Origin of the sequence: Streptomyces sp. NPDC006385, from assembly GCF_040612485.1 — a bacterium.
Lineage (GTDB): Bacteria > Actinomycetota > Actinomycetes > Streptomycetales > Streptomycetaceae > Streptomyces.
This window is the reverse complement of record NZ_JBEXQG010000008.1, coordinates 191,180-214,270: the sequence shown is the minus strand read 5'-3', so window position 1 is coordinate 214,270 and position 23,091 is coordinate 191,180. Positions and strand designations below refer to the sequence as shown.

Sequence of the window (23,091 nt, the reverse complement as noted above, 5' to 3'; positions counted from 1 at the left end):
GCGTGCCCACGCAGGCAGCTCCCACCCGACCCAAGCTGTTACCTGTAGCGGCGCGTGGACACCAGCCAAGTCACTTCCAGCGCCTCGTCTGCATCGTCCTCGCCGTCCGAACCATCCGGCGGAGGAACTCGGCGCACGTGCTCGATCTGCCGCTCGATGCCTCGCAGGTTCTCCTGCAGGTCCATGGTCACCACGCCGTCCACGGTGACCTTCAGCGGGTCGGCGAGAAGCTTGGCGCGCCGCTCGCCCAGCACCTCGAGCGCGACCGCGCGCACTGACCGCAGGCGGAAGAAGCGGCGTTCCAGGTCGGCCGGGTCGGTGTCTGGGCCGAGCTGCGCGAGCAGCCACGACCGCTGAAACTCGTCCACCAGGATCACATCCCTCAGTACGCGGCACGGCCTGGAGCCGCTCGGGGAATTGGCTCCAGGCCGTGCGTGTGAGCGTATTACGCAGAGGACGAGCGTCCCCGTCGTGACGCAGGCTTCTTCGCTCCGCCTGCGCCGGCCGTCTCTTCCTGGCCGTCGTCCTTGTTCCCGGACGGCTCCGCCGTCTCCACCACGGCAGCCTCGTCCGGCTCGTCGCAGTCGTCCGGCGGCACCTCCCACGCGTCCGGGTTAGTGATCAGCACGGCCACCTTCGGGGCCGGACAGTCGCCCGGCAGCAGGATCAGCTCCTCCCGTGTGGTCGGGTCCTGTACGTAGACCGCGGCCTTCAGCCGCCCGCGGCCCGCCATCACAGGACCTTCGCCACGATGTGCGCGTCCGGGGTGTGCATCACAGGCATGCCGACCGCGGCACCCTTGGTCCAGATCTGCACGGGGTCATCCTGGACACCGCGCGTGATGATCAGGCCGGGAGCGTCCTCCCGGAGGATCTCCGGGTTCGCCCCGCGCGACAGCACCAGGGCCTCCGCGGTCACCCCATACATGGTCTGCGCCCACTTCTCCCGCTCCGGCGGCACCAGAATCCACAGGTCCTCGGGCAGCACCTTGCAGGGCTTGCCGTCCACTCGCACCTGAGCCTTGTAGAGCTGGATCGGCGGCAGGCTGTAGTTGCCGCGCACCACGTTGATCTGCTGCGGGGTGAGCGTCGCCGTCGGCGTGGTCGACGGGGACACCGACCCGTAGTAGGCCGCCCGGTAGGCGTTGTTCGCCGCCAGGTAGCTGAAAGCCTTCCGGGAGGTGATCACCAGCTCCGGCTCCGGCGCGCCGATGTCGTCCAGGTGCTGGATCCACCGCAGCTCGTCCGCAATCGGGTCGGAGGCCGGGTCCGACCACGGAATGCGGGCGACGGGCATGTTCTCGGCGGGGACGTTCCAGTCCACCTCCAGCGTCAGGCCGTTCTCCTGTTCCAGCGTGAACCGGCCGTCCACGAGCACGTCGCCGGCGGCCAGCTCAAGTCGGGACCGGATGGCCTCAACGTGCCGTTCCACGTCGTCGTACAGCAGCTCGATGAGCCGGTCCTGATCCGAGCCGTGCGACGCCTCCAGCAGGATCTGCTCCTGCTCGGAGACGACGAGCTTCTGGCCCAGCGCGGGCAGCGCACCCTCGCGGGAGGTCTGCCACGCCTCACGGGTCGCGAACGGCACCGAGGCGTTGAACGCCCGGTACTTGGCGACGTTGACGTACCGGCCGGAGTCCTTAGTACGCCACTTCACCTCCCGCATCTCCACGGTCGGGAAGATCGTCTGCGTGAGGAGGAAGTCCTTCGGGGACGGGATCGCTCTGGCGAACGCCGTCAGGTCCATGACCGAGACGTCCTTGAGCAGGTCCTGAATCGTCACAGCTCACACCGCCGCTCAGACGAAGCGGATCTGCGCGGCACGCGGGTGCCACACGAGCTGGGACACGTCGATGCCGCCGGGGACCTTCGACGCCTTCACCGCGCCGTGCCACAGCAGCGCGGCCGGAACACGGGTCTGCCCCGGAGCGAACGGGGCTTCGGCGATCACGAAGCCGCGCAGGATCTGGCGGCCGCAGTGAGCCTCCGGGTCGTACGGGCCGTACAGGCCGGACTCCGTGACCCTGCCGACCGGCACACCGGACAGCACCCGGCCGTACGGGTCACAGCCGTCGCCGCAAACGTAATGCGTGCCCTCGCAGAACAGGTTCAGGTCTAGGGTGATCGTGTCGACGGAGTCGGTGCCGTGCAGGGACGCCAGCCACTCGCGATTGGCGGTCGTGTACTCGGACGTCGAGACGGGCTGAATGGTCATGCGCTTGGTCTCCATGGACGCTGCGGTCAGATTCCGCACACCGCCCACGGAGGCGATGCCGTCCACGAAGTTCAGGGGGCGTGGTCCCCCAAGATCTGGGCCCGAACTATCGGGCGGCGGAGTCGCTGAACTCCGGGATCAGGCCACGGCGCTTGGCCATCTCCAACCCGGCCGACCCGGGCTTGGACACCGGGGCCGTGCGGGTCGGGCCGCGACCGGCCGGTGCACCCGCGGGGGCCGCCGGCACAGGCGTGCGCACCTCACCGAACAGCTCAGGGCGGCGTGCCCGCAGCGCCTCGGCCGCCGCCTGGATCTGCGCCTCGTCCGCGTCCTCGTCGTCCACGGCCAGCAGACGTTCCGCGTCCACCAGATCGTCACCCTCCGCGCCGAGCGCCACCAGCGCGGCCCTGCGAAGCGCCGCCCTCTCCCGCTCGGCGGCCATCTCCTCACGGCGCGCGGCCTGCAACTCCCGCTCGGCAGCAGCCTGTTCCCGGCGCTCCACCTCCGACAGCGCGGCTTGCTCGGCCTCCCGCTGCGCGGTCACGAACTCGGTTAGCGCCTTCGGGGAGTCGAACCCGAGCGTAGCCAACAGCCGCTTGATCGCGGCCCGTTCTCCTTGCGCCTTCTCACGGGTGAGCATCTTGCCCAACCGGTCCTGAGTGACTGTGACCTGCTGCTCCTGGCCGCCGCTCTCGGCGGCGTCGTCGAGCTGATCGTTCGTCTCGTCCTCCGAAGAGGCACCAAGAATCGGGTAGATCGGCCGCCCGTCACGGCGGTGGCCGACAGGACGGTGAGGCGGCAGGGGCCGGACCATACATCTCCTCCAGAGCGCGCCCCCGCGCTGACGGCCAGTGTAGCCACCTGCGCCGACACGGCCACGAGCCCTGTCCGACCACGCCCGGATGGCGCGTCACCGGCCCGCCTCCACCGGCTCCCGGTCGCTCACCTTCCCGACCGGCTTCTTCATGCCGACCGACGCCGACCCCTCGTCCTCCTCCTGCCCCTCGTCGTCCTCGCCGCGCCCGCGCTGAGCAGCAGCCTCCGCCATCCGCACCGCGGCCTCCTGCTCCGTCTTCGCCCTGATCCGCTCCACCTCCTGCGAGGCGTCCTCGATCGGGTACCCGGCCTCCAGCAGCATCGCGACCGCCGTCTCCAGCGACAGCACCCCCGCCCCGTACGCCTTCACGACCTCCTCCAGCACCGCACCCCGGTCCGTCGGCGTGTGCGGCGCCCACGCCAGCCGCGCCGGCAGCGTCTCCCCAGCCGTCCAGCCCTCCGCACGCCCGGCCTGATACAGCCGCTGCACCATCTTGAACAGCAGCCGGTACTTGTGCTCCCGCGCCAACCGCATCATCCCGATCAGCGCATCCAGCGGCCCCAAGGCCAGCTTCAGCGCGTACCCCGACGGCACCTCCGTGGCGTCCAGCGTCCCGAGACCCGCCGCCGTCACACGGCTGTTCGCCGCGATCCGCTCCAGCAGGTGATCCACCCGAGCCCGCAGTTCGGCCAACTGCGGCGACGTGTCCAGGGCATCCATCCGCCCCGTTTCACCGAGCTGCCACACCGCACCGGCCTTCACCTGAAGCTCCTGCGGCTTGCCCGTCACCCGGTCCACCGGCAGCCGCGCACCCGCGAGCCCGATGATCGGCGTGCCCGTCGTCGCCGAGGCCGCCGAGCTGTCCGAGTCCGTGGCCGCGAGCTCATCGAGCGCCTGCAGAACCCGCGCCAGAATCGAGCGCCCCCAGTGTTCCCCGCCGTCGGGGATCGTGTTCGCGATGTGGATCACCGGCACGAAGTCGATCATCAGATCCAGCCGGTTCAGCTCCGTGCCGTCCGGCCGCACCCGGAAGCTCGCCTTGTCCATCGGCAGCCGGTCCAGGGTCTCGCCGTTCTTCAGGTCCTCCAGAAGCCACTCCGCGTCCGTGAGGTAGCACGTCACGTTCGACGTCCGCCCCGGCTCCCACGGGTACTGCCGCCCACCAGTCGCGCCGCCGACGTCGCCGCGCTCACCGTCCTCGGAGATCGGACCCAGCTCGTACGTCACCCGTCGCACCCGAGCCTTCAGCCCGGCGTCATCGTCCGCCGGCAGCTCCCACGCCAGATGCACCCGGCTGGGGAAGTCCTCGTCCTCGTCGTCCCACTGCGGGAAGAAGAACCCCGGATCGTAGACCCGCAGCGTCGGCCGCTGCTTCTCCGGGTTCCACGCCAGCACCATCACACTGTCCCCGAGCAGCACCGCCGCCCGCTCGGCCTGCTGGACCCGGAACGTCAGCAGCTCCTTGTCCGCCCACTTCCGCAACCGGCCCTGCACCGCCGCGGCCTCCGCCGCACCGGGCGTCGGCGTCTCCTCATCGGCGTGCTCCGCGCCCTCGACCGCAACCTTCTGTTCCGAACCGAGGAGGTAGCCGAGCGCGGTGTCCACCAGCTTCGCCGCGTCACCCAGCTCCCGCCGCTCCAACGCGCTCGCGTCGCCACCAGCCGCCGCAAGCTGCCCGGCCTGGTTGTTGTCGTACGAGGCCAACACCTTGTACGCGGACAGCCGCCGCAGCTCGTGCGGTGGCACCCACGTCTTGGCCAGCTCAGGGAACGCGCGACTGCCCGGTCGGCCAGCGTCGGCCATCACCGGCTTGTAGTTCAGCCACGACCACGCATCGATCACGAGTTGGCGCAGGCCCACAGGTCCCTCCAGGACGTCGGCCCCGCGCCAAATCGTTACCTTATCGGCCGTTCATACCGCGACCGCCCACCTCCGGATGCCCGACAATCCCGCCATGCCGTCCTGGATCAGCAGCATCCTGCTCGCCGCCGCGACCACGCTCTTCGTCGGCCTCTTCGTCAACCCACGCCTTGAGGCCCGGAAGCCACGCATCGAAGCGAAGAACAACCGCAAGCGCGTCGCGTACGAGGCCCGTGCCGAGTTCAGCAAACGAGTCCTGACCATCCTGTCGGCATGCGGGCGGCTCCAGGGATCAGAAGTACCAGAGTCCCTCGCAGAAACACGCCCCGCCCTCGCGGAGAGGCTGGAAGCGGAGCGTCAGCGGTGGCTCGACCAACTCGATGAAGCCACGCGGTACCTGGTCGACAACCTGGAGCTGTTCACCCTCGGCTACGCCACCGACCGTCTCCGCTCCATCGTCGGCAAGTTCGCGGTCCATGCACGAGCCGTGGTGATTTCAGAACGCCCCGTCGAGAAGCAGGTCGAGCGACTCACCGCCCTCACGGCCCCCGTTCACACCCTCTTCTTCGCCTCCCGATGGCACGTCGCCGACATCGGTCAGAGCTTCAAAGAATTCGAGCAGGCACTCGCCGCCCTCGACGAAGACCTCCCCGACGAGCCCAGCGGAGCTCCGGAACTCAACACTCCGCAGCCGACCGCCTGACGTCTCATCGCCGCCCGCTAAGCCGCTGGTCGTCCCCACCACGTGGTGGCGGCATCGTCGGGTCGAGGAACAGATCCCACAGCGCCCACACCGCCGAGTCCAGCAGATCCGGCGAGTCCTCCGTCTCGCCCTGGCCGACGAACGTCGTCATCTGCTCCTCCAGCTCCGCGAACCGCCGAGCCGGACCGACATGCGACACCCGAGCCTGCTCGTACAGCTGCGCCGCGGGGGCCGCCCGCGCCCGCTTCCCGCGCGTGGCATGAACGATGCGCCAGTTCACCGTCGGGTCCACCTGCTCCAGCAGCGCGGGCAGGTAGTCGCCGCCGTTGTTCGCCTCGATGACCACGCAGTCCGCCCGGTGCTCGTGGTACAGCGTGGCGGCCCGCTTCATCGCCTGCGTCGGCGTGTACCGGTCCTGCTCGCAGTGCAGCAGATACCCGCGAGGCCGGTCGTCCCCGAACATCGTCTCCACCGGGAACCCGCGTCCCGCCACCGTGAACGCGGTCATGTCCGCGTTCTCGTGACTCTTGGTCGCCGGGTCCACGGACACCACCACGCGCTGGAGATCCGGCAGATGCTCGAGCCGAGGCCGGAAGCCCTCGACCTCCATCATCCAGCCCTTCCACAGCGCGCCCTCCACGTCCTCGAGTAGCTCGCCCGACAGCTCCTGCCGCCCCAGCCGGGTGCCGGCGTACTCCTCCTCCAGCTCCTCCCGCGCCGCCGCCGACAGGTTCGCGTCGTTCTCCCGCATGTGCCCGCGGGTCAGCACCACCCGCGGCGGCGCCCCGCCCTTCTCGTGTGCCTTCTCCTGCTCTCGGCCGCGCTCGACGAGCCGCTTAACGTGAGGGAGCGGCTTGGGCGTCGTAGAGATGACGACCTGCGGAGTGTCCGCCTCACGCAGGCAGAACCACAGCATGTCGTAGACCTCTTGCGCGGTGTGCCGCGACCAGGCCGCGTACTCGTCCAACCACGCCTTGTCGAACGCCCAGCCACGCAGGTTGTCCGGCGTCTCCGCACCGAACCCGCGAATCAGCGTGCCGTTCACCAACCGGAGCGTCGTCTCACCAAGCGACGAGTTGTACTTCGCCACCTCCTCCGGCAGAAACACCGACAGCAGCCCCGACTTCGGCGACTCGAAGCAGATGTCCCGCACCAACGTCGCGTTCTTCGCCACCACCGCGATCTGCAACCCCGGCGTCTGCGCCCACTCCCGCACCATCTCCGCCGCCGTCCGCGACTTCCCCCAGCCACGGCCGGTGAGCAGCATCCACACCGTCCAAAGCCACAGCGGCTGACGCTGCGCCGCACGGGCATGGTGATGCAGCCACCCCGCGTGGGGCAGCCCGTCACAGTTCGGGACCTCGCACGCCCAGCGCCGCGCCGACCGCTCATCGGCCCGCACGAGTGCCGCGACCTCGGCCTTCAACTGCTCGTCGCTCATCACCGACGGATCCGCGAACCCCTCGACCATCCGACGCTTCGCCCGGCCGCGGCTCACTGCGCGCCCTCCGACAGCCGCCGCTCCAGCTCGCGGCGCAGCTGATCCATCCGGGCCCGGCGCTCCTCGTCCGACAACGAGGCCACGTCCATGCCCTGGTCCCGGTCCTCGACCGCTCCGACCGCCGGGGCCTCACCCACGGCCCGCCGCTCGATCTCCGTCGCGACCTGGATGTACCGCAGCAGCTCCGATGGCGACAGCTCCCGCGGGTCGAGCGACTGGAGCCGCGCGACCGCCTTGCTCTGCACGGCCTGCGCCAACTTCGCGTGCCGACGCGCCAGATCGCGCCGCGCCTGCGCCTGCTCCGCGAGGAACAGCCGGTCCTGCTCCCGGTCGTAGGCCGCCGCCCGCATCACCCATGCGAACTGCCGCGACCACCGGCCCACCAGCGCACGGGATTTATCCAACTCCCGTGCCACTCTCGTGACACTCCGCGCCGGACCAAGGTCGCGGTACACGGAGAACGCCTCGAACGCCTGAGGAGACTCACGGTCCTGGCGCTCCCAGGGGTCGACGGCACCCCGGTCACTCACCGGTTGGCCTTCCTTCTCCCCATGCGCCACCGATTGCCAGCCACGTGCAGGGAACAAGGGTAGACGTCAGCAGGCGGCGTCCCGCCAGCAGAGCTGTCAGGGCCTTTCAGGTCATCCGGCTCTGCGTGGCGCGCTTCCCAAAGCCAAGAGAGCCGCTGTGAAGGAGATGAACGCGAGCACGGTGAACAGGAGTGGATAGCCGCCCAGCACACCAGCGAGTACCGCCCCGGCAAACGGCGCCAGGGCTGAGGCGATCGTGACCGGAGCACCAAGAAGACCGGAGAGTCGACCGTAGTGAGTGGTACCCCACCGATCAGCGACGGCGGTGGCCTGAAGCAGGGTGAGATTGCCGCGCACCATGCCGACCGCGACGGCAATGACGACCAGGAGAGGCACGGGGCCGGACACCGCCGCGAGCAGGACGGTGGTGCCACCACCCAACGCGATCAGGGTCACGGTGCGGGTCGTGACGCCGGTTCGACGAGCGAGGCTTGTGTAGAGCGTGCGTCCCAGAGTCTGTCCGGCGCCACCGAGGCCCAGGGCCCAGGCGGCCGTGGTGGGATCGGCCCCGCGCTCGGTGAGCAGGGGTACGAGGGCGATCACGACGGCGTACATCGCGAAGCCGTTGAGGGTCAGGGCGGCGGCGAGCAGGAGGAAGGGGCGGCTGCGAGCAACGGAGCTGCTGCTGTTGGGGAGTTGGGTGGGCTGCGGATGAGCCGGCGGCCAGGGGGCCTTCAGCGCGATTGCGTGGGCGGGGATCGTAATCGCGGCCAGGAGCACGGCGAGGACAGCGTAGGTCGTACGCCAGCTGAAGTGTTCGGCGAGGGCGGCAGTCAGGGGCGCGAAGGCTGTGGAAGCGAGACCGCCCGCGAGCGTGACGATGGTGAGGGCCCGGACGCGCTGTTCACCCCACCAACGGGTGAGGGCGGCGAAGGCGGGCTGGTAGAAGGTGGTGGCCATGGCTACGCCGGCGAGCAGCCAGGCCACGGTGAACACCAGCAGGCTGGGGGCGTACGCGATGGCCAGCAGGGCTACGACGCCGATCAGCGAACCGGCCGTCATGACAGCACGTGGGCCGCGGCGGTCGAGGATGCGGCCGACGGGGATGCCGGTGACGGCGGAGACCAGCAGGGCGCCGGAGAAGGCGGCCGTGGTGGCAGTGGTGGACCAGCCGGTGTCGGCGGTGATCCGGGCGTTGAGGACGGGGAAGGCGTAGTAGACGATTCCCCAGCTGGTGATCTGGGTGGCGCAGAGGGCCGGCAGGGCGGCGCGGGGCCGCGACCGGTCCCCCGTTCCGGTCGCGGCCCCGCGGGCGTCGAGGTCGGGCACGGTGGTCAGCAGCCGCCGGAGGTGGCCGGGGCGCCGACGCCGATCTGGAGGGTTGCCGGGGCCGCGCAGCAGCCGCCGCCTTCGTCGGCCTGGGCTGCCTCGGGCTCGTCGAACAGGCCCGCGCCGCCGCAAACGCCGGTCTCGGGCAGGGTCAACTCGACGCGCTCGGCGGCCTCCTGGTCCCCGGCGAGTGCGGCGGCGATGGAGCGGGTCTGCTCGTAGCCGGTCATGGCGAGGAAGGTCGGGGCGCGGCCGTAGGACTTCATGCCGACCAGGTAGACGTCCTTCTCCGGGTGGGAGAGCTCGCCCACGCCGTGGGGGTAGACCGTGCCACATGAGTGCACGTTCGGGTCGATGAGCGGGGCGAGTGCGGTCGGCGCCTGGAGGCGCTCGTCCAGGCCGAGGCGGAGCTCGGAGAGGAAGGACAGGTCGGGGCGAAAGCCGGTCAGGACGATGACCTCGTCGACCTCCTCCAGGCGGCGGCCGTCCTCGGCGACCAGGACCAACTGGTCCCCGTTCCTCTCCACGGCGGCCGTGCGGAAGCCGGTGACGGCGGAGGCGTAGCCGTCCTCGACGGCGGCCTTTGCGCGCAGGCCGAGGGCGCCGCGGGCGGGCAGCTGGTCGGCCTCGCCGCCGCCGTACGTGTTCGCGCCGATCCCCCGGCGCAGGATCCACACCGCGTGCGTGCCGTCCGCCTCCTTGGCCAGGTCGGCGAGGGAGGCCATCGCGGTGAAGGCGGAGTCGCCGGATCCGACGACTGCGGTGCGCTTGCCCGCGTACCGGGCACGGACGGCAGCGTCCTTCAGGTCGGGGACGCGGTAGGAGATGTGGTCGGCGGCCGTCTTCTCGCTGAGCGCGGGAAGACCGTTGGCACCGAGCGGGCTGGGGGTGGACCAGGTGCCGGAGGCGTCGATGACGGCGCGGGCGGTGATCCGCTCCTCGCGGCCGTCTGTCGTTTCGACGTGGACGGTGAAGGGCTGCTCGTCGCGGCCGGCGTCGACGATGCGGTCGCGTCCGGCCCGGGCGACGCCAGTCACCGTGGCGCCGTAGCGGACCTTGTCACCGAGGACGTCGGCGAGCGGCTGCAGGTACTGCTCGGCCCAGTCACCGCCGGTCGGATAGGCCGCCCCGTCGGGGCGCACCCAGCCCGTGGGGGCGAGGAGCTTCTCAGCGGCGGGTGCGGTCACCTCGGCCCAGGGGGAGAACAGCCGCACGTGCGCCCACTCCCGTACGGCGGTGCCCGCACTCGGGCCGGATTCCAGGACCAGCGGTTCGATGCCGCGCTCGACGAGGTGGGCAGCGGCGGCCAGGCCGACGGGGCCGGCCCCGATGACCACGACGGGCAGCTGGTCGGTGGTGGGCGCGTTCACGACGATTCCCCTTTTGTTTCGACAGGCGTCGATCTCTTGCGCAGCCAGCATGACACCTGATTCGATGTGCGTCAACATAGACATTCATCGAATCGGGAGATCGATTGTGAAGCAGGTCGACGTTGCCGTGATCGGGGGCGGTCAGTCCGGACTGGCCGCAGGCCACAGCCTGCGAGCTAGGGGTCTGGCACCTGTGGTTCTGGAGGCGTCCGGGCAGGCGGCTGGGTCGTGGCCGCGCTACTACGACAGCCTCACTCTCTTCTCCCCAGCGGGGTACAGCTCCCTGCCGGGGATGCCCTTCGACGGGAACCCCGATCGCTACCCGCACCGGGACGAGGTCGTCGCCTACCTGCTGCGCTACGCCGAACACCTCGACGCCGACATCCGCACCGGGACGCGCGTACTCGAAGTGCGTGCCGACAACGGCGGATTCCGTCTCGGACTGGAGGGCGGCGAGCAGCTGTCCGCCCGTGCCGTCGTAGCGGCGTCCGGGACCTTCGGCCGCCCCCACCGCCCTGAGCTGCCCGGCTTGAACGGTTTCGCCTGCACGGTGCTGCATGCCGCCGACTACCGTTCACCCGAGCCGTTCGAGGGGCAACGCGTCGTGGTCGTCGGGGCCGGGAATTCCGCGGTGCAGATAGCCGCCGAGCTCGGCGAGCGAGCGCGGGTGACCCTCGCCTCCCGGCATCCGGTGCGGTTCGCCCGCCAGCGCATGCTCGGCCGGGACTTGCACTGGTGGCTGGCTCGTACAGGTCTCGACACGCTGCCCGTTGGGCGGTTCCTGCGCACGCCGCCGAGCCAGCTGGTCATCGACAACGGCCGCTACCGTGCCGCCGTCGAAGCAGGGGCACCAGACCGGCGCCCGATGTTCGCCGGAATCGACGGCGCTAAGGTCACCTGGGCCGACGGCAGCACCGAGGAGGTCGACACGATCGTGCTGGCCACCGGCTACCGCCCCGACCTCGGCTACCTCGCTGGACTCGGCGCGCTCGACTCGCACGGCCACCCGCGCCACCAAGAGGGCACATCCCTCACGCACCCCGGTCTGGCGTACGTCGGCCTGGAGTGGCAGCGCAGCCTGTCGTCCAACTCCCTGCGCGGCGTAGGTCGGGACGCTGCGCGTATCACCCGCCGCCTGGCCGCACACTTGGCCAGCATCTGAGCCGGGATGGCTTCGGCCTCGCCACTCTAGTTCGACATGTGTCAACATAGACGTATGTCGAATGTCGAGGCGCTGCCATTGCTGGAACCAGAGGCCCCCGAGGCCGCAGTGCCGTGCTGCCCGCCGCTGACCGAGCGTCCCTTCACTGCCGAGGAGGCCGAGCGGACGGCACGGATGTTCAAGGCGCTCAGCGATCCGGTGCGGCTGCGGCTGTTCTCGGCGGTGGCCTCGGCCGCGGGCGGCGAGGCGTGCGTGTGCGACATCTCCGACGTCGGGGTCTCCCAGCCGACCGTCTCCCACCACCTGAAGAAGCTCAAGGAGGCCGGGCTGCTCACCTCGCAGCGGCGCGGTACGTGGGTGTACTACCGGGTGGAGCCGTCAGTGTTGGCGGCCATGGGGCAGCTGCTGACCATCCGGTAGTCCGCCTGGCCGCGGCCGTCCTGCCGCACGCAGTCACTGCTGCTCCCCCTGTATGACGTCACTGCGTCACCAGACGTTCGTTCCCACGTCACCAACACACCCGCCACATAGGCAAGCATCTATGTCCTGGTGGGTGGGGCGCGAACCAACAGCCAGACCACGGCGATTACTTCGGCCTGCCACCCGTATGCCTTCCGAAAGGGACCAGGGTGCAGCATCGGCGCAGGAAACGAAGCCTTCTTCTGCCGCTCGGGGCGGCTGCTGCGGTTGTGGCAGCCGCAGGTGGAGCCGTGGCTTGGGTGTCGGGAGCCAACGGCTCAGACACCGCCTCCGCCCAGGACGTGCCGTCAGGGCCGCCCGCTGTCGCGCGGGCCGACTGCGCCAAGAGTGGGAAGGTGCCCGGCTCGGGGTCGACCGCCCAGGAGAACGCCATGAAGTACTGGATCAAGCAGTACGAGCGGGCGTGCGCTCCGGTGCGGGTCGCCTACAACCCATTGGGCTCCGGTGCCGGCGTCGTCCAGTTCCTGCAGAGGACAACGGCGTTCGGCGGCACCGACAGCCCGGTCGATCCGAAGGAGTACGCACCGGACGAGAATGTCTGTCCGGGCGGGCGGGTCATCAATCTGCCCATGGTGGGCGGCTCCATAGCGATGGGCTACAACGTGCCGGGAGTCGACGACCTGGTGCTGGATGCCGCGACGATCGCCAAGATCTTCGACTCACAGATCACCACCTGGGACGATCCGGCCATCCGGACGCTGAACCCCGGCACCGAACTGCCCTCCCTGCCCATCCGAGCAGTGCACCGGTCCGACGACTCAGGCACCACACAGAACTTCCAGGCGTACCTGGCGGGCGCTGCCCCTGAAGTCTGGTCGCACCCGGCGGAGAAGGCATGGCAGGGCAAGGGCGGCGAGTCGGCCAACGGTTCAACCGCCGTGGCGTCCGAAGTCGCCTCGACATCGGGGTCCATCGGTTACTTCGAGCTCTCGTTCGCCGCCGCCCGCCACATCAAGACGGTCCGCATCGACACCGGCGCCTCCGAGCCGGTGGCGGCCACCGCGCAGACGGCGTCCGCGGGAATCGCCGCCGCCACGGTGGTCGGCAAGGGCAAGGACCTCACCTTGAAATTCGACTACCGGACGTCCGCCGACGGCACGTATCCGATCGTCCTGGTCAGCTACGAGATCGTCTGTGACAGAGGAAACGCGGCCGACACCCTGCCCGCACTGAAGTCGTTCCTGACCTACACCGCAAGCGATGCGGGCCAGAAGCCGCTGTCCAGGATTCACTACGCGCCGTTGCCGCAGTCCGTCGCCGCTGAGGTGCGCAAGGTCGTCGGCACGCTGAGCTGACGAAGGGACGGCGCGTGGATCACTCTCTGGCGTCGAGGAACGCGGTGCTTTCGCGGCCTGCCCGATGCGTGAGGGGGCCGAGGCTGGGACGGTCCAGTCATCGTGGCCGAGCAGGTGAGCGCGGTTCGTCCACGGCTGGCGTACCGGCTGTGGCGGGCACGCGGATGTTCGAGGCGTTGAGCGAGCGTACGGGAGTCGCCGGCCGATGTGTCTGGCTCTCGCCGGGGCCAGGGGTACGACACCGTGCCCCAGCCTGCCCGTCCGGTCCGGTCCCACAACGTCGTCTCAGTCGGCGGTTTCGGCAGACCAGATAATGGCGGGGGGTGTGACGCGTGCGCACAAAGGGCAGCCGTATGCGTCGGTGAGGCCGAGGCGTCCGACGAGGAGGCCGGTGTGTGCTGCGGCGTCGAGTACGCCGGCGGGGACTGCGCCGAGCAGAAGCTTGGCGCGGCGGAACATGGTGAAGGTGCCGGGCTCGTCGACGGTGCCCCACGACAGGTAGATGAACCGTTCGCCTGGACGGCCCTGGATGTAGGGGCCCTTGACGTCGATACCTGCGGCTGCGGCGGCCGTGGTGCACGGTAGCGTCCAGGTCGCACAGGTGGCGTCGCCGGCCTGGATGCCGAGGAGTTCGTCCCGGCGGGCCCGGCGCTGCACGGCGACATGAACGTTGCGGTACGTCTGCACGCTGTTGTCGCTGGGTGCTGTGGGCGGGCAGGTGAGGCCGGGCAGGTCGACGGCGTCGACGCGGATGGTCAGCTTGCTCATCATCGCCACCGTTCTGGGCACGGACCTGCGTGGGTCCGCGTGCTCGTGTCCATGAGGGCTCAGGCTGGTTCGGAGTCTGCCAGCAGGGAGCCGAAGACGGACCGGCCCAGGACTTCGGCGCGGTCCTGAGGGATGGTCTGGCCGGTGAAGTCGGGGTGCTGGTCGGCCCACTCCTGCGCGGTACGGCGGCTGGTGAAGAAGTTCAGGGCGCCGCAGGCGATGTCGGCGGCAGGGCCGGTGCACGAACGCTGGCCCAGGTAGACGACGGCGGACGACGGCCGCCAGGTCAGGCGCCCGCCTGTGGAGGTGACGGTGACCGTCTCGCCGGTGACCGGGTCGGCGGAGGTGATCACGGCGTCCGTGCGGAGCATGTCCGGCATGCCAAGCGCGTCGATCGCGCACATCGCCCACACCTCGATGCCATCGGCCAGCCTGACCCGATGGGCGGTGGGCACGGCGGAGAACGGGTACGCCGCCCGGATGCGGCCGTGGTCGTCGAGGGCGAGGAAGTCCTCAGCCGCCAGGTCGGCCAGGACATCGGTCGCGGCACGGCCGTGGGCGGCGGCCCGGGGTTCCAGGTCGGCGGGGTCGGGCGTGCTGCCGGTCGCAGCAAAGTGGCGGAGCACGGCCTGCTGTACGGCGCGCAGCCCGCCGTCTACCGGAGCCAGACGGCCCCGTCCGCCGCGGCCGACCGTATCCACCGGTGAGCACTCGGCCTCGCAGTCGCGGCTTTCGGCCGCCTGCAGCGCGCTCCGCAGTTCATCGACGCTCGGTGCCCCGTCGACCGTGCCGTCCAGTCCTCGGTACAGACGGCAGGAGACGGATACCCGGGCGTCCGGCACCGCGAAGGGATCCACGCCGTCGATCAGGACTGTGGGCGATCCGGTCATCCCGAGCCGGGCGGCCCGTTCCTCGTCTGCGACCTCGACCAGCTCCACGTCCGCACCTCGGCCGTCTAGGCCGTTTCCTTCGGATCATCTGATCGTTGGTTTGGTTGTGCCTCTGACTGACGCCCAGTGGGCGCGGATCGAACCGCTGTTACCCGATCGATCGCCGAAGCGGGGCGGGCGTTGGCGCGATCACCGGCAGGTGATCGACGCGATCGCGTGGAAGTACCGCACCGGCTCGCCATGGATGGACCTGCCCGAGGAGTTCGGCTCTTGGAAGGGCATCCACAACCGCCTGAGGAAGTGGGCGGCCGGCGGCACCTGGGAGAAGGTCTTCACAGCTCTGCTGGCCCAGGCCGATGCCGAAGGCGATCTCGACTGGGTCGTCGCAGTCGACTCCACCATCGTCCGCGCACATCAGCACGCCGCCGGGGCCCGTCAAAAGGGGCCCCGGCCGGCGAGCCGGACGACCATGCCCTCGGACGTTCACGCGGCGGACTGACCACCAAGATCCACCTGGCCGCTGACGGCCGTTGCCGCCCCCTGGCCTTCCACATCACACCGGGCCAGGCGGGCGACGCACCCGCGTTCACACAGGTCATGGCGCGCTTACGAGTGCCCCGGCCGATCGGACGACCAAGGGTCACCCCGGAGGTGGTCCTGGCCGACAAGGCGTATTCCTCCCGCGCCATTCGCACCCACTTGCGCCGTCGGGGCATCACGGCGGTCATCCCTCAGCCTGCCGACCAGATCGCCAAGCGCAAACACCGCGGCCGATCCGGCGGCAGGCCACCGGCCTTCGACAAGACCGCCTACCGGCAGCGCAACACCGTCGAGCGGTGCATCAACAAACTCAAGCAGTGGCGCGGCCTTGCCACTCGATACGACAAGACCGCCACCGTCTACCTGGCCGCACTGCACATCGCGGGCATCTTCATCTGGTCCGCTCGGTGATCCAGAAGAAACGGCCTAGTGCACGGGCGATCCGCTCCTCGATCACAGGGGCGTTGGGGCAGTCGGGCACGGTCAGCACCCTGATGCGCATGGCGGCGTCCTCCCAGATCAGAGCCTGTGCATTCGAAGCTAGACCTTCCAGCATGGTGGAAGGTCAAGTCGTACGCTGGCGGCATGCGCATCGGCGAGTTGGCCGCCGCCTGCGAGGTGACGGCCAAGACCATCCGCTTCTACGAGCAGGCCGGTCTGCTGCCCCAACCTGCTCGCACCGCCGCCGGCTACCGCGACTATCTGCCGGAGGCCGCCACCCGGCTGACGTTCATCAGGGACGCCCAGAGAGCCGGGCTCACCCTCGCCGAGATCCGCTCGGTCCTGGCCCTGCGGGACTCCGGACAAGCCCCGTGTGATCACGTAGGTGAACTCATTCAGCGGCACCTGACCGACATCGAGCACCGCATGGCTGAGCTGCGCAAGACCCGCATGGCCTTGCGAGACCTGGCCGAACGCGCGGCCCACACTCATCCGAGCACCTGCACTGAGGCAGATATCTGCACCATCATCGGCCGCCCAGTAGGAAGGTGACAACGACGGGTTGTCAGTCGTTCGAGGCGCAATCTACGGCTGTCAGCATGAGCGACGAGCCCACCGTGGAGCAGCTCATCCAGGCGGCCCACACCCGTGCCGGAGACGGCGACGTACTCGCCCTGCTGGACGCCGTCATCGCCGTAACCCATGACGTGTCGGACCGTGTTGACGCGGCCGTCGACGTGGTCGTACGCCAGGTGCGCGACGCCGGGCACTCCTGGACCGTGATCGGCGAGCGCCTGGGCATCTCCCGCCAGGCCGCTCGCCAGCGGTACGCCGACCGCGTCGTGGACACCCCTCCCGCGGTTGGTCTCATCCGCGGCCGCGACCTGGAGAGCGCACTCAGCCTCGCCCTCAAGGCCGCTGCGAGCGACGGGCTGGCCGAGGCCGGCACCGACCATCTGCTGCTCGGCCTGCTCACCGACGGGGTCGCCGCCGCCACCCTTGAACAGCTCGGTGTCACCCGGGACAAGATCCGCGAGGCAAGCAGGCGACTCTTCGACTATCCCCCCACCGCCACGAATCCCTCGGCGACTGTGGCCTTTGCTGCCGAGGCCCAGGCCGCGCTACACGCCGCCGAGCAACTGGCCACCGAGCGCACCCCCACTTGCGCCCCCGTCGTCGCCACCACGCCGCAGCTGCTCGCGGTCATCGCAGCCAACCCCGGCTCGCGGGGCCGCCGCGTCCTGAACGACCTCGGGGTGGACGTGGCGGACATCAAACGCCTGCTGCACTGCTACATCAACGTCCCGCGTACCGCCTTCGGCCGCCGCTCCCGCCGAGGACGCTCCGGTGGCAAGAAGCAGCCCGCCCGCTGCTCCTTCTGCGGCCACCCACGCAGCGAGGAGCGCCGTCTGGTGGCCGGCCCCGACGTATGGATCTGCGCCGAATGCGTCGAGCTGTGCGGGGAGATCCTGCGCCAGCCCGCCGGGACGGGCGAGGCGCAAGGCTGAGGACCCGACAGGAGCGGGGCCCCGTTGATCAGCGGTCGTCATCGGCCAGCGTCAGCTGCCGGCGATGGAAGTCGAAGTGCTGGGTCGGATACCGGTAGAGATCCGCGATCGTCATGACGTCCTGGAAGAACGGATCCCAGCGAGTCGGGTAGTGCATGGCGAGCGCCAGGTCCGCCTCCCTCTCGGCGTCGAGGCGACGGTGCAGCCAGGCGATCATGCGGTCGAACAGCGCGCCCATCCCGCGTCGGCCCAAAACCCTCGCCCCGCCCAGGGGGCCCAGGTAGTTGACGACGTCGAACGGCCTGGTCGCGGCATTCAGAACCTGGGCGAAAGCCCGGCTGACGCTAGCTGGCAGCCGCCCGAACACCCGCAGCAGTACCAGCAGCGGCCGCATCAGGATGTAGCCGAACAGCATGTGGAACAGCAGCTGCCCATTGGTCCACAGGGTGCCGTCGGTGCCCTGACGCAGGTCGGTGTCGGTAGCGCCATCCAGGAGCCGGTGGAACGTCGTACGGGCCCGCTCCAGCTCCTCGTGGATCGCCCGGCGATCCACCGCTGCCCCATCCTCCATGGGGCCCACCTGTCCTCCCGACGTCGGCGCACCGCTGTGGGTAACGCTCACCGCGCCACGGTTCGAGCGACCTCGTCCCCTCCATGGTGGCGGCAATCCCCCGTGCGACAAAGGATGGCCTCGCTTCCGCCATGAGGACCCTGTACGGACGGCTTGGCACTCGCCGCCCGCCACGGCTGGGCTTGCATCCGGTACCCAGGTACAGGTTTACCGTCGTTGGTGTGCCCCGGTCAGGGGTGTGATGACGGGAGTGTGCGCGATGACCGATCTGGAGTGGGTGCCGCAGTCGTGCGCCCTGCCCACCGAGAAGCAGCCGCTGCGGATTGCCGAGTGGGACGCGCTGTTCAGCGAGCATCTGACCGCGCTGTCGTATCCCGCGGCGCGGCGCGTCCGGCTGGAGCTGTCCGCCGCCTCGGGGGTTGAGGACGGGGTGCGTGATCTTGCGGGACGTGAGAGCGGCTGCTGCTCGTTCTTCACCTTCACCGTCACGGCCGACGCGGATGCCGTCCGCCTGGACATCGCGGTGGACCCGGTGCACCAGCCGGTTCTGGACGCACTCGCCGAGCGGGCCGCCGGCCTGGCCGGGCTCGGAGAGCAGCGGTGAGCGCCGGCCTGCGCAGCGGTCAGGTGGCCGAGGCCGCCGGGGTGAACATCCAGACCCTGCGCTACTACGAGCGGCGCGGCCTGCTCACCGAACCCGAGCGCAGCTCCGGCGGTCACCGCCTGTACGGGGAAGAGGCGGTGACGGTGCTGCGCGTGATCAAGGCCGCCCAGCGCCTCGGCTTCACCCTGGAGGAAGTGGCCGAACTGCTGGAAGCTGGCCGCCACCGGCACGGCAGACAGGTCCCCGGCCTCCAGCAGCGGGCGCAGGCCAAACTCGCCGAGGTGGACGCGAAGATCACCGACCTGACCACCATCCGCGCCACGCTCGCCGCTGCCCTCGAAGCCGGATGCGACGACCTGACCACCTGCTCCGCAAGCCCCTGCTGCCCGATCCCCTTCACCGACCTCGCCGAGGAGAGACGCCATGCCGGCCCCTGCTGCTGACCCGCGCACCAAGCGCACCCCGAAGGCGCTGGCGGGCCTCGCCGGACTGGCCTGCCTGGCGTGCTGCCTGCTGCCCGCCCTGATCACCGCGGGCGTGGTGGGCGCCGGGGTGTCCGCTGCGGTGGGCTGGCTGCCGGGTATCGCCCTGGCCCTGGCCGCACTCGCGGCAGCGGCCTGGTGGTTCTCACAGCGCCGTGATGCCGGCTGCTCCTGCACGTCGGCGGCCAGGCCCGGCACGCAGTGCGGCTGCGGACCCCAGCGGATCAGCGGTCCGGACGGTCGGTAACGTCCCGTCCATGACCGTCGCTCGTTCTGTTGCCCTGTTCGTCGTCGCCGCCCTGTTCGAGATCGGCGGGGCCTGGCTGGTCTGGCAGGGCATCCGCGAGCACAAAGGCTGGATCTGGATCGGCGCCGGCGTGATCGCCCTCGGCCTCTACGGCGTGGTGGCGACCTGGCAGAACGACGACAACTTCGGCCGCATCCTCGCCACCTACGGCGGCATCTTCGTCGCAGGCTCGATCGCCTGGGGCATGATCGCCGACGGCTACCGGCCGGATCGATACGACGTCATCGGCGCTCTGGTCTGCCTCGCCGGGATGGCCGTGATCATGTACGCACCCCGCAGCAACTGACGCACACAGGTCGCGGCGATACCCACAAGTCACAGGCCAAAAGCGCCTGCCTCGACGAGGATCAGCCCGCCCAGGGCGATCAGGACCAGCGGGAGCAGGACGTGGCCCCACCGGCTGAGTGCCTTCGCGGTGACCGGACGGGGGGCGAAGAAGCGGCCCGCGATGCACCGCGAAGGTGACCGCAGCGACCTCCAGCACCCTCGGTCCGCCCTCGGTCACCTCCTGCTCGTCGTCCTCGTCTCCGCAGCTCTGCCACGCCTGCCAGGCCGCCCTGAGACCGCGCCCGAGGGGCAGAAGACCGAGATAGGGGATGGCCGCCTCGAGCAGGAAGGTCGCGCCGAACGCAGCGGCCCCGGCGACGGCGAGGAGGGCGGCGAAATCGAGGTACTGGCCGAGCACGATCCAGCGGGCCGCTCCGGGGTGTCCGGCGCCCTGGGCGAAGAACAAGCCAGGATCAGGATGTCGTCGATGTTGGTGACGGCGAACAGACCCGACCGCCTGCCCACGATGCCCGGGTTCACGGGTGGGAGAACCTCTCGCTCGGCTGCCCGGCGACAGTACCCAGCGCGCTCGACTCGAACGGTCCCGGACCACAGATGAGGCCGTCGGATTCGGGGCGACACGGCGGCTCATCCCACGTTCGTCGCCTACACCGCGAGCAGCGCGGCAATCTCACGGGCCGCGTCGCGAGCCGGCCGCCCGACGCCGATGAGGGTGGCGGAGGCAGGGCCCGTCCAGTCGCCGTAGCCGAGCAGGTGCAGGCGCGGCTCGTCCACCGCCCGCGTGCCGACGGTGGCGATGTGGCCCCGTCGGCCGCGCAGTTGCAGCGGGGCAAGGTGGGACAGGGCCGGGCGGAAGCCGGTGCACCAGATGACCGCGTCGGCCTGCGCACGGGTGCCGTCGGCCCAGACGACGCCGTCGCGCTCGAGTCGCACGAACATGGGCGACGCCTTGAGCAGCCCGGCGTCCCGGGTCTCGCGTACGGGCGGTACTGCGACGATGTCGCCCAGTGAGGCGACGCCGCCAGTGTCGGTGCGGCCCTCGTCGAGGGCGCGGCGGCGGGCAGTGGCCACGTTGAACAGGGCGCGGCCGTCGATGTCGTCGGGGAGGAAACTGGGCGGGCGTTGGGTGACCCAGGTCAGCTCGGTGTTGTACGCCAGGTCGGCGGCGATCTGCGCGCCGGAGTTGCCGCCTCCGACGACCACGACCCGCTGCCCGGCGAAGTTGCGCGGATTGCGGTATTCGACGGTGTGCAGCTGCTGTCCACGGAAGTCCGCCCGTCCAGGGACGGCGGGCAGGAAGGGGCGCCACCAGGTGCCGGTGGCGCTGATAACCGCCCGGGCGTGCCAGCTGCCGGAGTCCGTCTCGACGCGCAGGAAGCGGCCGTCCTGGTGGACTCCTGAGACACGTACCGGGCGCTGCACCGGAAACTCGTATCGGCGCTCGTACTCGGTGAGGTAGGCGACCACGTGGCCTGCGTCCGGGTATGTCTCACCCGCCTGAAGAGGCATCGGGCGCCCTGGTAGTGAGGAGTAGGCGGCCGGGGAGAACAAGTGCAGCGAGTCCCAGGCGTGTTGCCAGGCGCCACCCGGCTCGGCCTGGGCGTCGAGGATGACGAAGTCCAGGCCGAGACGGCGTAGGTGGTAACCGGCGGCGAGCCCAGACTGGCCGCCGCCGACGATCACCACCTGCGTGTGCTGGTCGCCCGTCACGATGTCCGTACCGTGTGGGCGGTCTGCGGGCAGCACGCCGCGTGGGCGCGGTGTGCTGCGGCGCAGGTGCCGCACAGCAGCCGCCGCACCGGTGGCTCGGTGGCCACCGGGCGGGAAACGGGCTTGGTGCAGGTCAGGTACTGCTCGGAGAGTTCGGCGTGGACGGCGCAGACGGCGGCCCCGCACTGGGCGCAGACGCCAACGGCGGCGACCTGCGCACCGATGCCGGTGCAGTCCAGGCAGTGCATCAGCTCTCCTGCGGTGCCGCCGTCAGCTGCTGGTTGGCACTGAACTTCCGCCGCCAGGCCAGGGAGACGTACACGAGCGCCACCAGCACCGGGACCTCGATCAGGGGGCCGACCACACCGGACAGGGCCTGGCCCGAGGTGACGCCGAAGGTGGCGATGGCGACCGCGATGGCCAGCTCGAAGTTGTTCCCGGCCGCCGTGAAGGCGAGCGTTGCGGTGCGGTCGTAGGCCAGACCGATCGCCTTGCCGAGCGCGAAGGTGCCGAACCACATCACGGCGAAGTAGACCAGCAGCGGCAGCGCGATGCGGGCCACGTCCAGCGGCTGGGAGGTGATCGTCTTCCCCTGCAGAGCGAAGAGGATGACGATCGTGAAGAGCAGGCCGTACAGCGCCCACGGGCCGATCTTCGGAAGGAAGTTGGACTCGTACTTCTCCCTGCCCAGCTTCTGCTCGCCGATACGGCGGGTGAGGAAGCCGGCCAGCAGCGGGATGCCGAGGAAGATGACGACGTTCAGGGCGATCTTCCACATGGAGATGTGCAGGTGCTCGCCGTTGCCCAGGTTCAGCCAGCCGGGCAGCAGGTCGAGGTAGAACCAGCCGAGCAGGCCGAAAGCGAGGACCTGGAAGATCGAGTTCAGCGCCACGAGAACGGCGGCGGCTTCACGGTCGCCGCAGGCCAGGTCGTTCCAGATGATGACCATGGCGATGCAGCGAGCCAGGCCGACGATGATCAGGCCGGTGCGGTACTCGGGCAGGTCCGGCAGGAAGATCCACGCCAGCGCGAACATCACGGCCGGGCCCAGGATCCAGTTGATGACCAGTGACGAGACCATGAGCTTCTTGTCGCCGGTGACCGCGTCGAGCTTGTCGTAGCGAACCTTGGCCAGCACCGGGTACATCATGATCAGCAGGCCGAGGGCGATCGGCAGGGAGATGCCGCCGATCTCGACCTTCGCGAGGGCGTCGTTGAGGCCGGGGATGACCCTGCCGAGGCCGAGGCCGACGGCCATGGCGGCGAGGATCCAGACGGCGAGAAAACGGTCGAGCGTCGACAGCTTCGCGACGACCGAGGACTCCTCGGTGGTCGCGGATGCTTCGGTGCGGGTCACGGGCAGGCCCTCTTGTTGTCGGCGGCGGTACGAGCGGACTCGGCCAGGTCGGCGAACTGACCGGCGAGAGATGCGATGACGTCCGGGCGGAGCTTGTAGTACGTGTAGCGGCCGCACGGCTCGGTCTCGACGACCCCGGCCTCGCGCAGCACTCTCAGGTGGTTGGAGAGGTTGGTCTGCCGGGCGCCGGTCTCCTCCACCAGGTGGGTGGTGCACAGCGCCTCTTTGGCCAGCAGGGTCACGATCTGGAGCCTGAGCGGGTCGGCCAGAACCCGGATCAGGTCAGTGTCGACTGACGTCATCATGGACTGATACTCTCACATCAGTGGTGGCTGACACCACCGGGTGCTGATGTGATCCCGTG

27 protein-coding genes and 2 pseudogenes are annotated in these 23,091 nt (G+C 69.9%); 11 read left to right on the top strand and 18 right to left on the bottom strand.

The window, feature by feature from the left end:
- Positions 1–38 precede the first annotated feature (38 nt).
- The 6 genes from ABZ078_RS09240 to ABZ078_RS09215 form a co-directional block, all read right to left on the bottom strand.
- On the bottom strand, positions 39–377 hold the full coding sequence (locus ABZ078_RS09240) for a hypothetical protein (protein ID WP_356573218.1): 339 nt from the start codon (positions 375–377) through the stop codon (positions 39–41).
- Positions 378–445: 68 nt separating this feature from the next.
- Positions 446–733 carry a hypothetical protein gene (locus tag ABZ078_RS09235; RefSeq protein WP_356573217.1) on the bottom strand — a complete coding sequence of 96 codons (288 nt, stop codon included), beginning with the start codon at positions 731–733 and terminating at the stop codon, positions 446–448.
- On the bottom strand, positions 733–1,782 hold the full coding sequence (locus tag ABZ078_RS09230; protein WP_356573215.1) for a major capsid protein: 1,050 nt from the start codon (positions 1,780–1,782) through the stop codon (positions 733–735). The genes ABZ078_RS09235 and ABZ078_RS09230 overlap by 1 nt, the downstream gene beginning before the upstream one ends.
- A 15-nt stretch (positions 1,783–1,797) precedes the next feature.
- A complete protein-coding gene (locus ABZ078_RS09225; RefSeq protein WP_356573213.1) occupies positions 1,798–2,214 on the bottom strand; it encodes a head decoration protein in 417 nt (138 codons plus the stop codon).
- Between the two features lie 106 nt (positions 2,215–2,320).
- Complete coding sequence (locus tag ABZ078_RS09220; RefSeq protein WP_356573211.1) at positions 2,321–3,028, bottom strand: hypothetical protein; 708 nt, start codon at positions 3,026–3,028, stop codon at positions 2,321–2,323.
- A 96-nt stretch (positions 3,029–3,124) separates the two neighbouring features.
- Positions 3,125–4,891 carry a hypothetical protein gene (locus ABZ078_RS09215; RefSeq protein ID WP_356573209.1) on the bottom strand — a complete coding sequence of 589 codons (1,767 nt, stop codon included), beginning with the start codon at positions 4,889–4,891 and terminating at the stop codon, positions 3,125–3,127.
- Positions 4,892–4,985: 94 nt separating this feature from the next.
- Between ABZ078_RS09215 and ABZ078_RS09210 the strand changes: the two genes are divergently transcribed.
- Entirely contained in the window at positions 4,986–5,594 is a 609-nt protein-coding gene (locus tag ABZ078_RS09210) for a hypothetical protein (RefSeq protein WP_356573207.1), read from the top strand.
- 4 nt (positions 5,595–5,598) lie between these two features.
- On the opposite strand, the gene ABZ078_RS09205 is transcribed toward ABZ078_RS09210, so the two are convergent.
- The 4 genes from ABZ078_RS09205 to ABZ078_RS09190 form a co-directional block, all read right to left on the bottom strand.
- Positions 5,599–7,065: a terminase family protein gene (locus tag ABZ078_RS09205; protein ID WP_356573205.1), complete on the bottom strand. Its 1,467-nt coding sequence runs from the start codon at positions 7,063–7,065 to the stop codon at positions 5,599–5,601.
- Positions 7,066–7,088: 23 nt separating this feature from the next.
- Positions 7,089–7,625 carry a hypothetical protein gene (locus ABZ078_RS09200; protein WP_356573203.1) on the bottom strand — a complete coding sequence of 179 codons (537 nt, stop codon included), beginning with the start codon at positions 7,623–7,625 and terminating at the stop codon, positions 7,089–7,091.
- Positions 7,626–7,736: 111 nt separating this feature from the next.
- Positions 7,737–8,954, bottom strand: coding sequence for an MFS transporter (locus tag ABZ078_RS09195; protein WP_356573201.1), 1,218 nt, complete (start codon positions 8,952–8,954; stop codon positions 7,737–7,739).
- A 5-nt stretch (positions 8,955–8,959) separates the two neighbouring features.
- On the bottom strand, positions 8,960–10,324 hold the full coding sequence (locus ABZ078_RS09190; protein WP_356573199.1) for an FAD-dependent oxidoreductase: 1,365 nt from the start codon (positions 10,322–10,324) through the stop codon (positions 8,960–8,962).
- Between the two features lie 106 nt (positions 10,325–10,430).
- Here ABZ078_RS09190 and ABZ078_RS09185 point away from each other — a divergent pair, with 106 nt between their 5' ends.
- The 3 genes from ABZ078_RS09185 (at position 10,431) to pstS (ending at position 13,261) form a co-directional block, all read left to right on the top strand.
- On the top strand, positions 10,431–11,486 hold the full coding sequence (locus tag ABZ078_RS09185) for an NAD(P)/FAD-dependent oxidoreductase (protein ID WP_356573197.1): 1,056 nt from the start codon (positions 10,431–10,433) through the stop codon (positions 11,484–11,486).
- A 54-nt stretch (positions 11,487–11,540) separates the two neighbouring features.
- Entirely contained in the window at positions 11,541–11,906 is a 366-nt protein-coding gene (locus tag ABZ078_RS09180; protein ID WP_356573195.1) for a metalloregulator ArsR/SmtB family transcription factor, read from the top strand.
- 299 nt (positions 11,907–12,205) lie between these two features.
- Positions 12,206–13,261, top strand: coding sequence for a phosphate ABC transporter substrate-binding protein PstS (gene pstS / locus ABZ078_RS09175; RefSeq protein ID WP_356573193.1), 1,056 nt, complete (start codon positions 12,206–12,208; stop codon positions 13,259–13,261).
- 285 nt (positions 13,262–13,546) lie between these two features.
- Here pstS and ABZ078_RS09170 read toward each other — a convergent pair whose 3' ends face one another.
- Together ABZ078_RS09170 and ABZ078_RS09165 are read right to left on the bottom strand one after the other, a co-directional pair.
- Positions 13,547–14,032, bottom strand: coding sequence for a DUF5990 family protein (locus ABZ078_RS09170; protein WP_356573191.1), 486 nt, complete (start codon positions 14,030–14,032; stop codon positions 13,547–13,549).
- Between the two features lie 56 nt (positions 14,033–14,088).
- Positions 14,089–14,967 (bottom strand): alkylmercury lyase family protein, encoded by an 879-nt coding sequence (locus tag ABZ078_RS09165; protein WP_356573189.1) that lies wholly within the window; start codon positions 14,965–14,967, stop codon positions 14,089–14,091.
- A 40-nt stretch (positions 14,968–15,007) separates the two neighbouring features.
- Between ABZ078_RS09165 and ABZ078_RS09160 the strand changes: the two are divergent.
- From ABZ078_RS09160 to ABZ078_RS09150, 3 genes and pseudogenes are all read left to right on the top strand, one after another.
- A pseudogene (locus ABZ078_RS09160) lies at positions 15,008–15,870 on the top strand (IS5 family transposase).
- Between the two features lie 174 nt (positions 15,871–16,044).
- The gene (locus ABZ078_RS09155; RefSeq protein ID WP_356573187.1) at positions 16,045–16,452 is read left to right on the top strand and encodes a heavy metal-responsive transcriptional regulator; all 408 of its coding nucleotides are present in this window, start codon (positions 16,045–16,047) and stop codon (positions 16,450–16,452) included.
- Between the two features lie 47 nt (positions 16,453–16,499).
- Positions 16,500–17,408: a ClpX C4-type zinc finger protein gene (locus ABZ078_RS09150; protein ID WP_356573185.1), complete on the top strand. Its 909-nt coding sequence runs from the start codon at positions 16,500–16,502 to the stop codon at positions 17,406–17,408.
- A gap of 28 nt (positions 17,409–17,436) precedes the next feature.
- Here the strand turns inward: ABZ078_RS09150 and ABZ078_RS09145 are convergent, their stop codons facing one another.
- The gene (locus ABZ078_RS09145) at positions 17,437–17,979 is read right to left on the bottom strand and encodes a DinB family protein (protein WP_356573183.1); all 543 of its coding nucleotides are present in this window, start codon (positions 17,977–17,979) and stop codon (positions 17,437–17,439) included.
- Positions 17,980–18,238: 259 nt separating this feature from the next.
- Here ABZ078_RS09145 and ABZ078_RS09140 point away from each other — a divergent pair, with 259 nt between their 5' ends.
- From ABZ078_RS09140 to ABZ078_RS09125, 4 genes are read left to right on the top strand one after another with little or no spacing between them, the layout of a single operon-like run.
- A complete protein-coding gene (locus tag ABZ078_RS09140) occupies positions 18,239–18,583 on the top strand; it encodes a hypothetical protein (RefSeq protein ID WP_356573181.1) in 345 nt (114 codons plus the stop codon).
- Positions 18,580–19,026, top strand: coding sequence for a MerR family transcriptional regulator (locus ABZ078_RS09135; RefSeq protein ID WP_356573179.1), 447 nt, complete (start codon positions 18,580–18,582; stop codon positions 19,024–19,026). The genes ABZ078_RS09140 and ABZ078_RS09135 overlap by 4 nt, the downstream gene beginning before the upstream one ends.
- Positions 19,007–19,312 (top strand): hypothetical protein, encoded by a 306-nt coding sequence (locus ABZ078_RS09130; protein WP_356573177.1) that lies wholly within the window; start codon positions 19,007–19,009, stop codon positions 19,310–19,312. The genes ABZ078_RS09135 and ABZ078_RS09130 overlap by 20 nt, the downstream gene beginning before the upstream one ends.
- Positions 19,313–19,322: 10 nt before the next feature.
- Positions 19,323–19,658 carry a YnfA family protein gene (locus ABZ078_RS09125; RefSeq protein ID WP_356573175.1) on the top strand — a complete coding sequence of 112 codons (336 nt, stop codon included), beginning with the start codon at positions 19,323–19,325 and terminating at the stop codon, positions 19,656–19,658.
- A gap of 29 nt (positions 19,659–19,687) precedes the next feature.
- On the opposite strand, the pseudogene ABZ078_RS09120 reads toward ABZ078_RS09125, so the two are convergent.
- From ABZ078_RS09120 to ABZ078_RS09100, 5 genes and pseudogenes are all read right to left on the bottom strand, one after another.
- Positions 19,688–20,179 (bottom strand): annotated as a pseudogene (locus tag ABZ078_RS09120) (cadmium resistance transporter).
- Between the two features lie 126 nt (positions 20,180–20,305).
- Positions 20,306–21,370, bottom strand: coding sequence for an ArsO family NAD(P)H-dependent flavin-containing monooxygenase (locus ABZ078_RS09115; RefSeq protein WP_356573173.1), 1,065 nt, complete (start codon positions 21,368–21,370; stop codon positions 20,306–20,308).
- Entirely contained in the window at positions 21,367–21,618 is a 252-nt protein-coding gene (locus tag ABZ078_RS09110; protein ID WP_356573171.1) for a DUF2180 family protein, read from the bottom strand. Before ABZ078_RS09110 ends, ABZ078_RS09115 begins: the two co-directional genes overlap by 4 nt.
- Entirely contained in the window at positions 21,618–22,727 is a 1,110-nt protein-coding gene (arsB, locus tag ABZ078_RS09105) for an ACR3 family arsenite efflux transporter (RefSeq protein ID WP_356573169.1), read from the bottom strand. The genes ABZ078_RS09110 and arsB overlap by 1 nt, the downstream gene beginning before the upstream one ends.
- Positions 22,724–23,032 carry a metalloregulator ArsR/SmtB family transcription factor gene (locus ABZ078_RS09100; RefSeq protein WP_356573167.1) on the bottom strand — a complete coding sequence of 103 codons (309 nt, stop codon included), beginning with the start codon at positions 23,030–23,032 and terminating at the stop codon, positions 22,724–22,726. The genes arsB and ABZ078_RS09100 overlap by 4 nt, the downstream gene beginning before the upstream one ends.
- Positions 23,033–23,091: the final 59 nt, after the last annotated feature.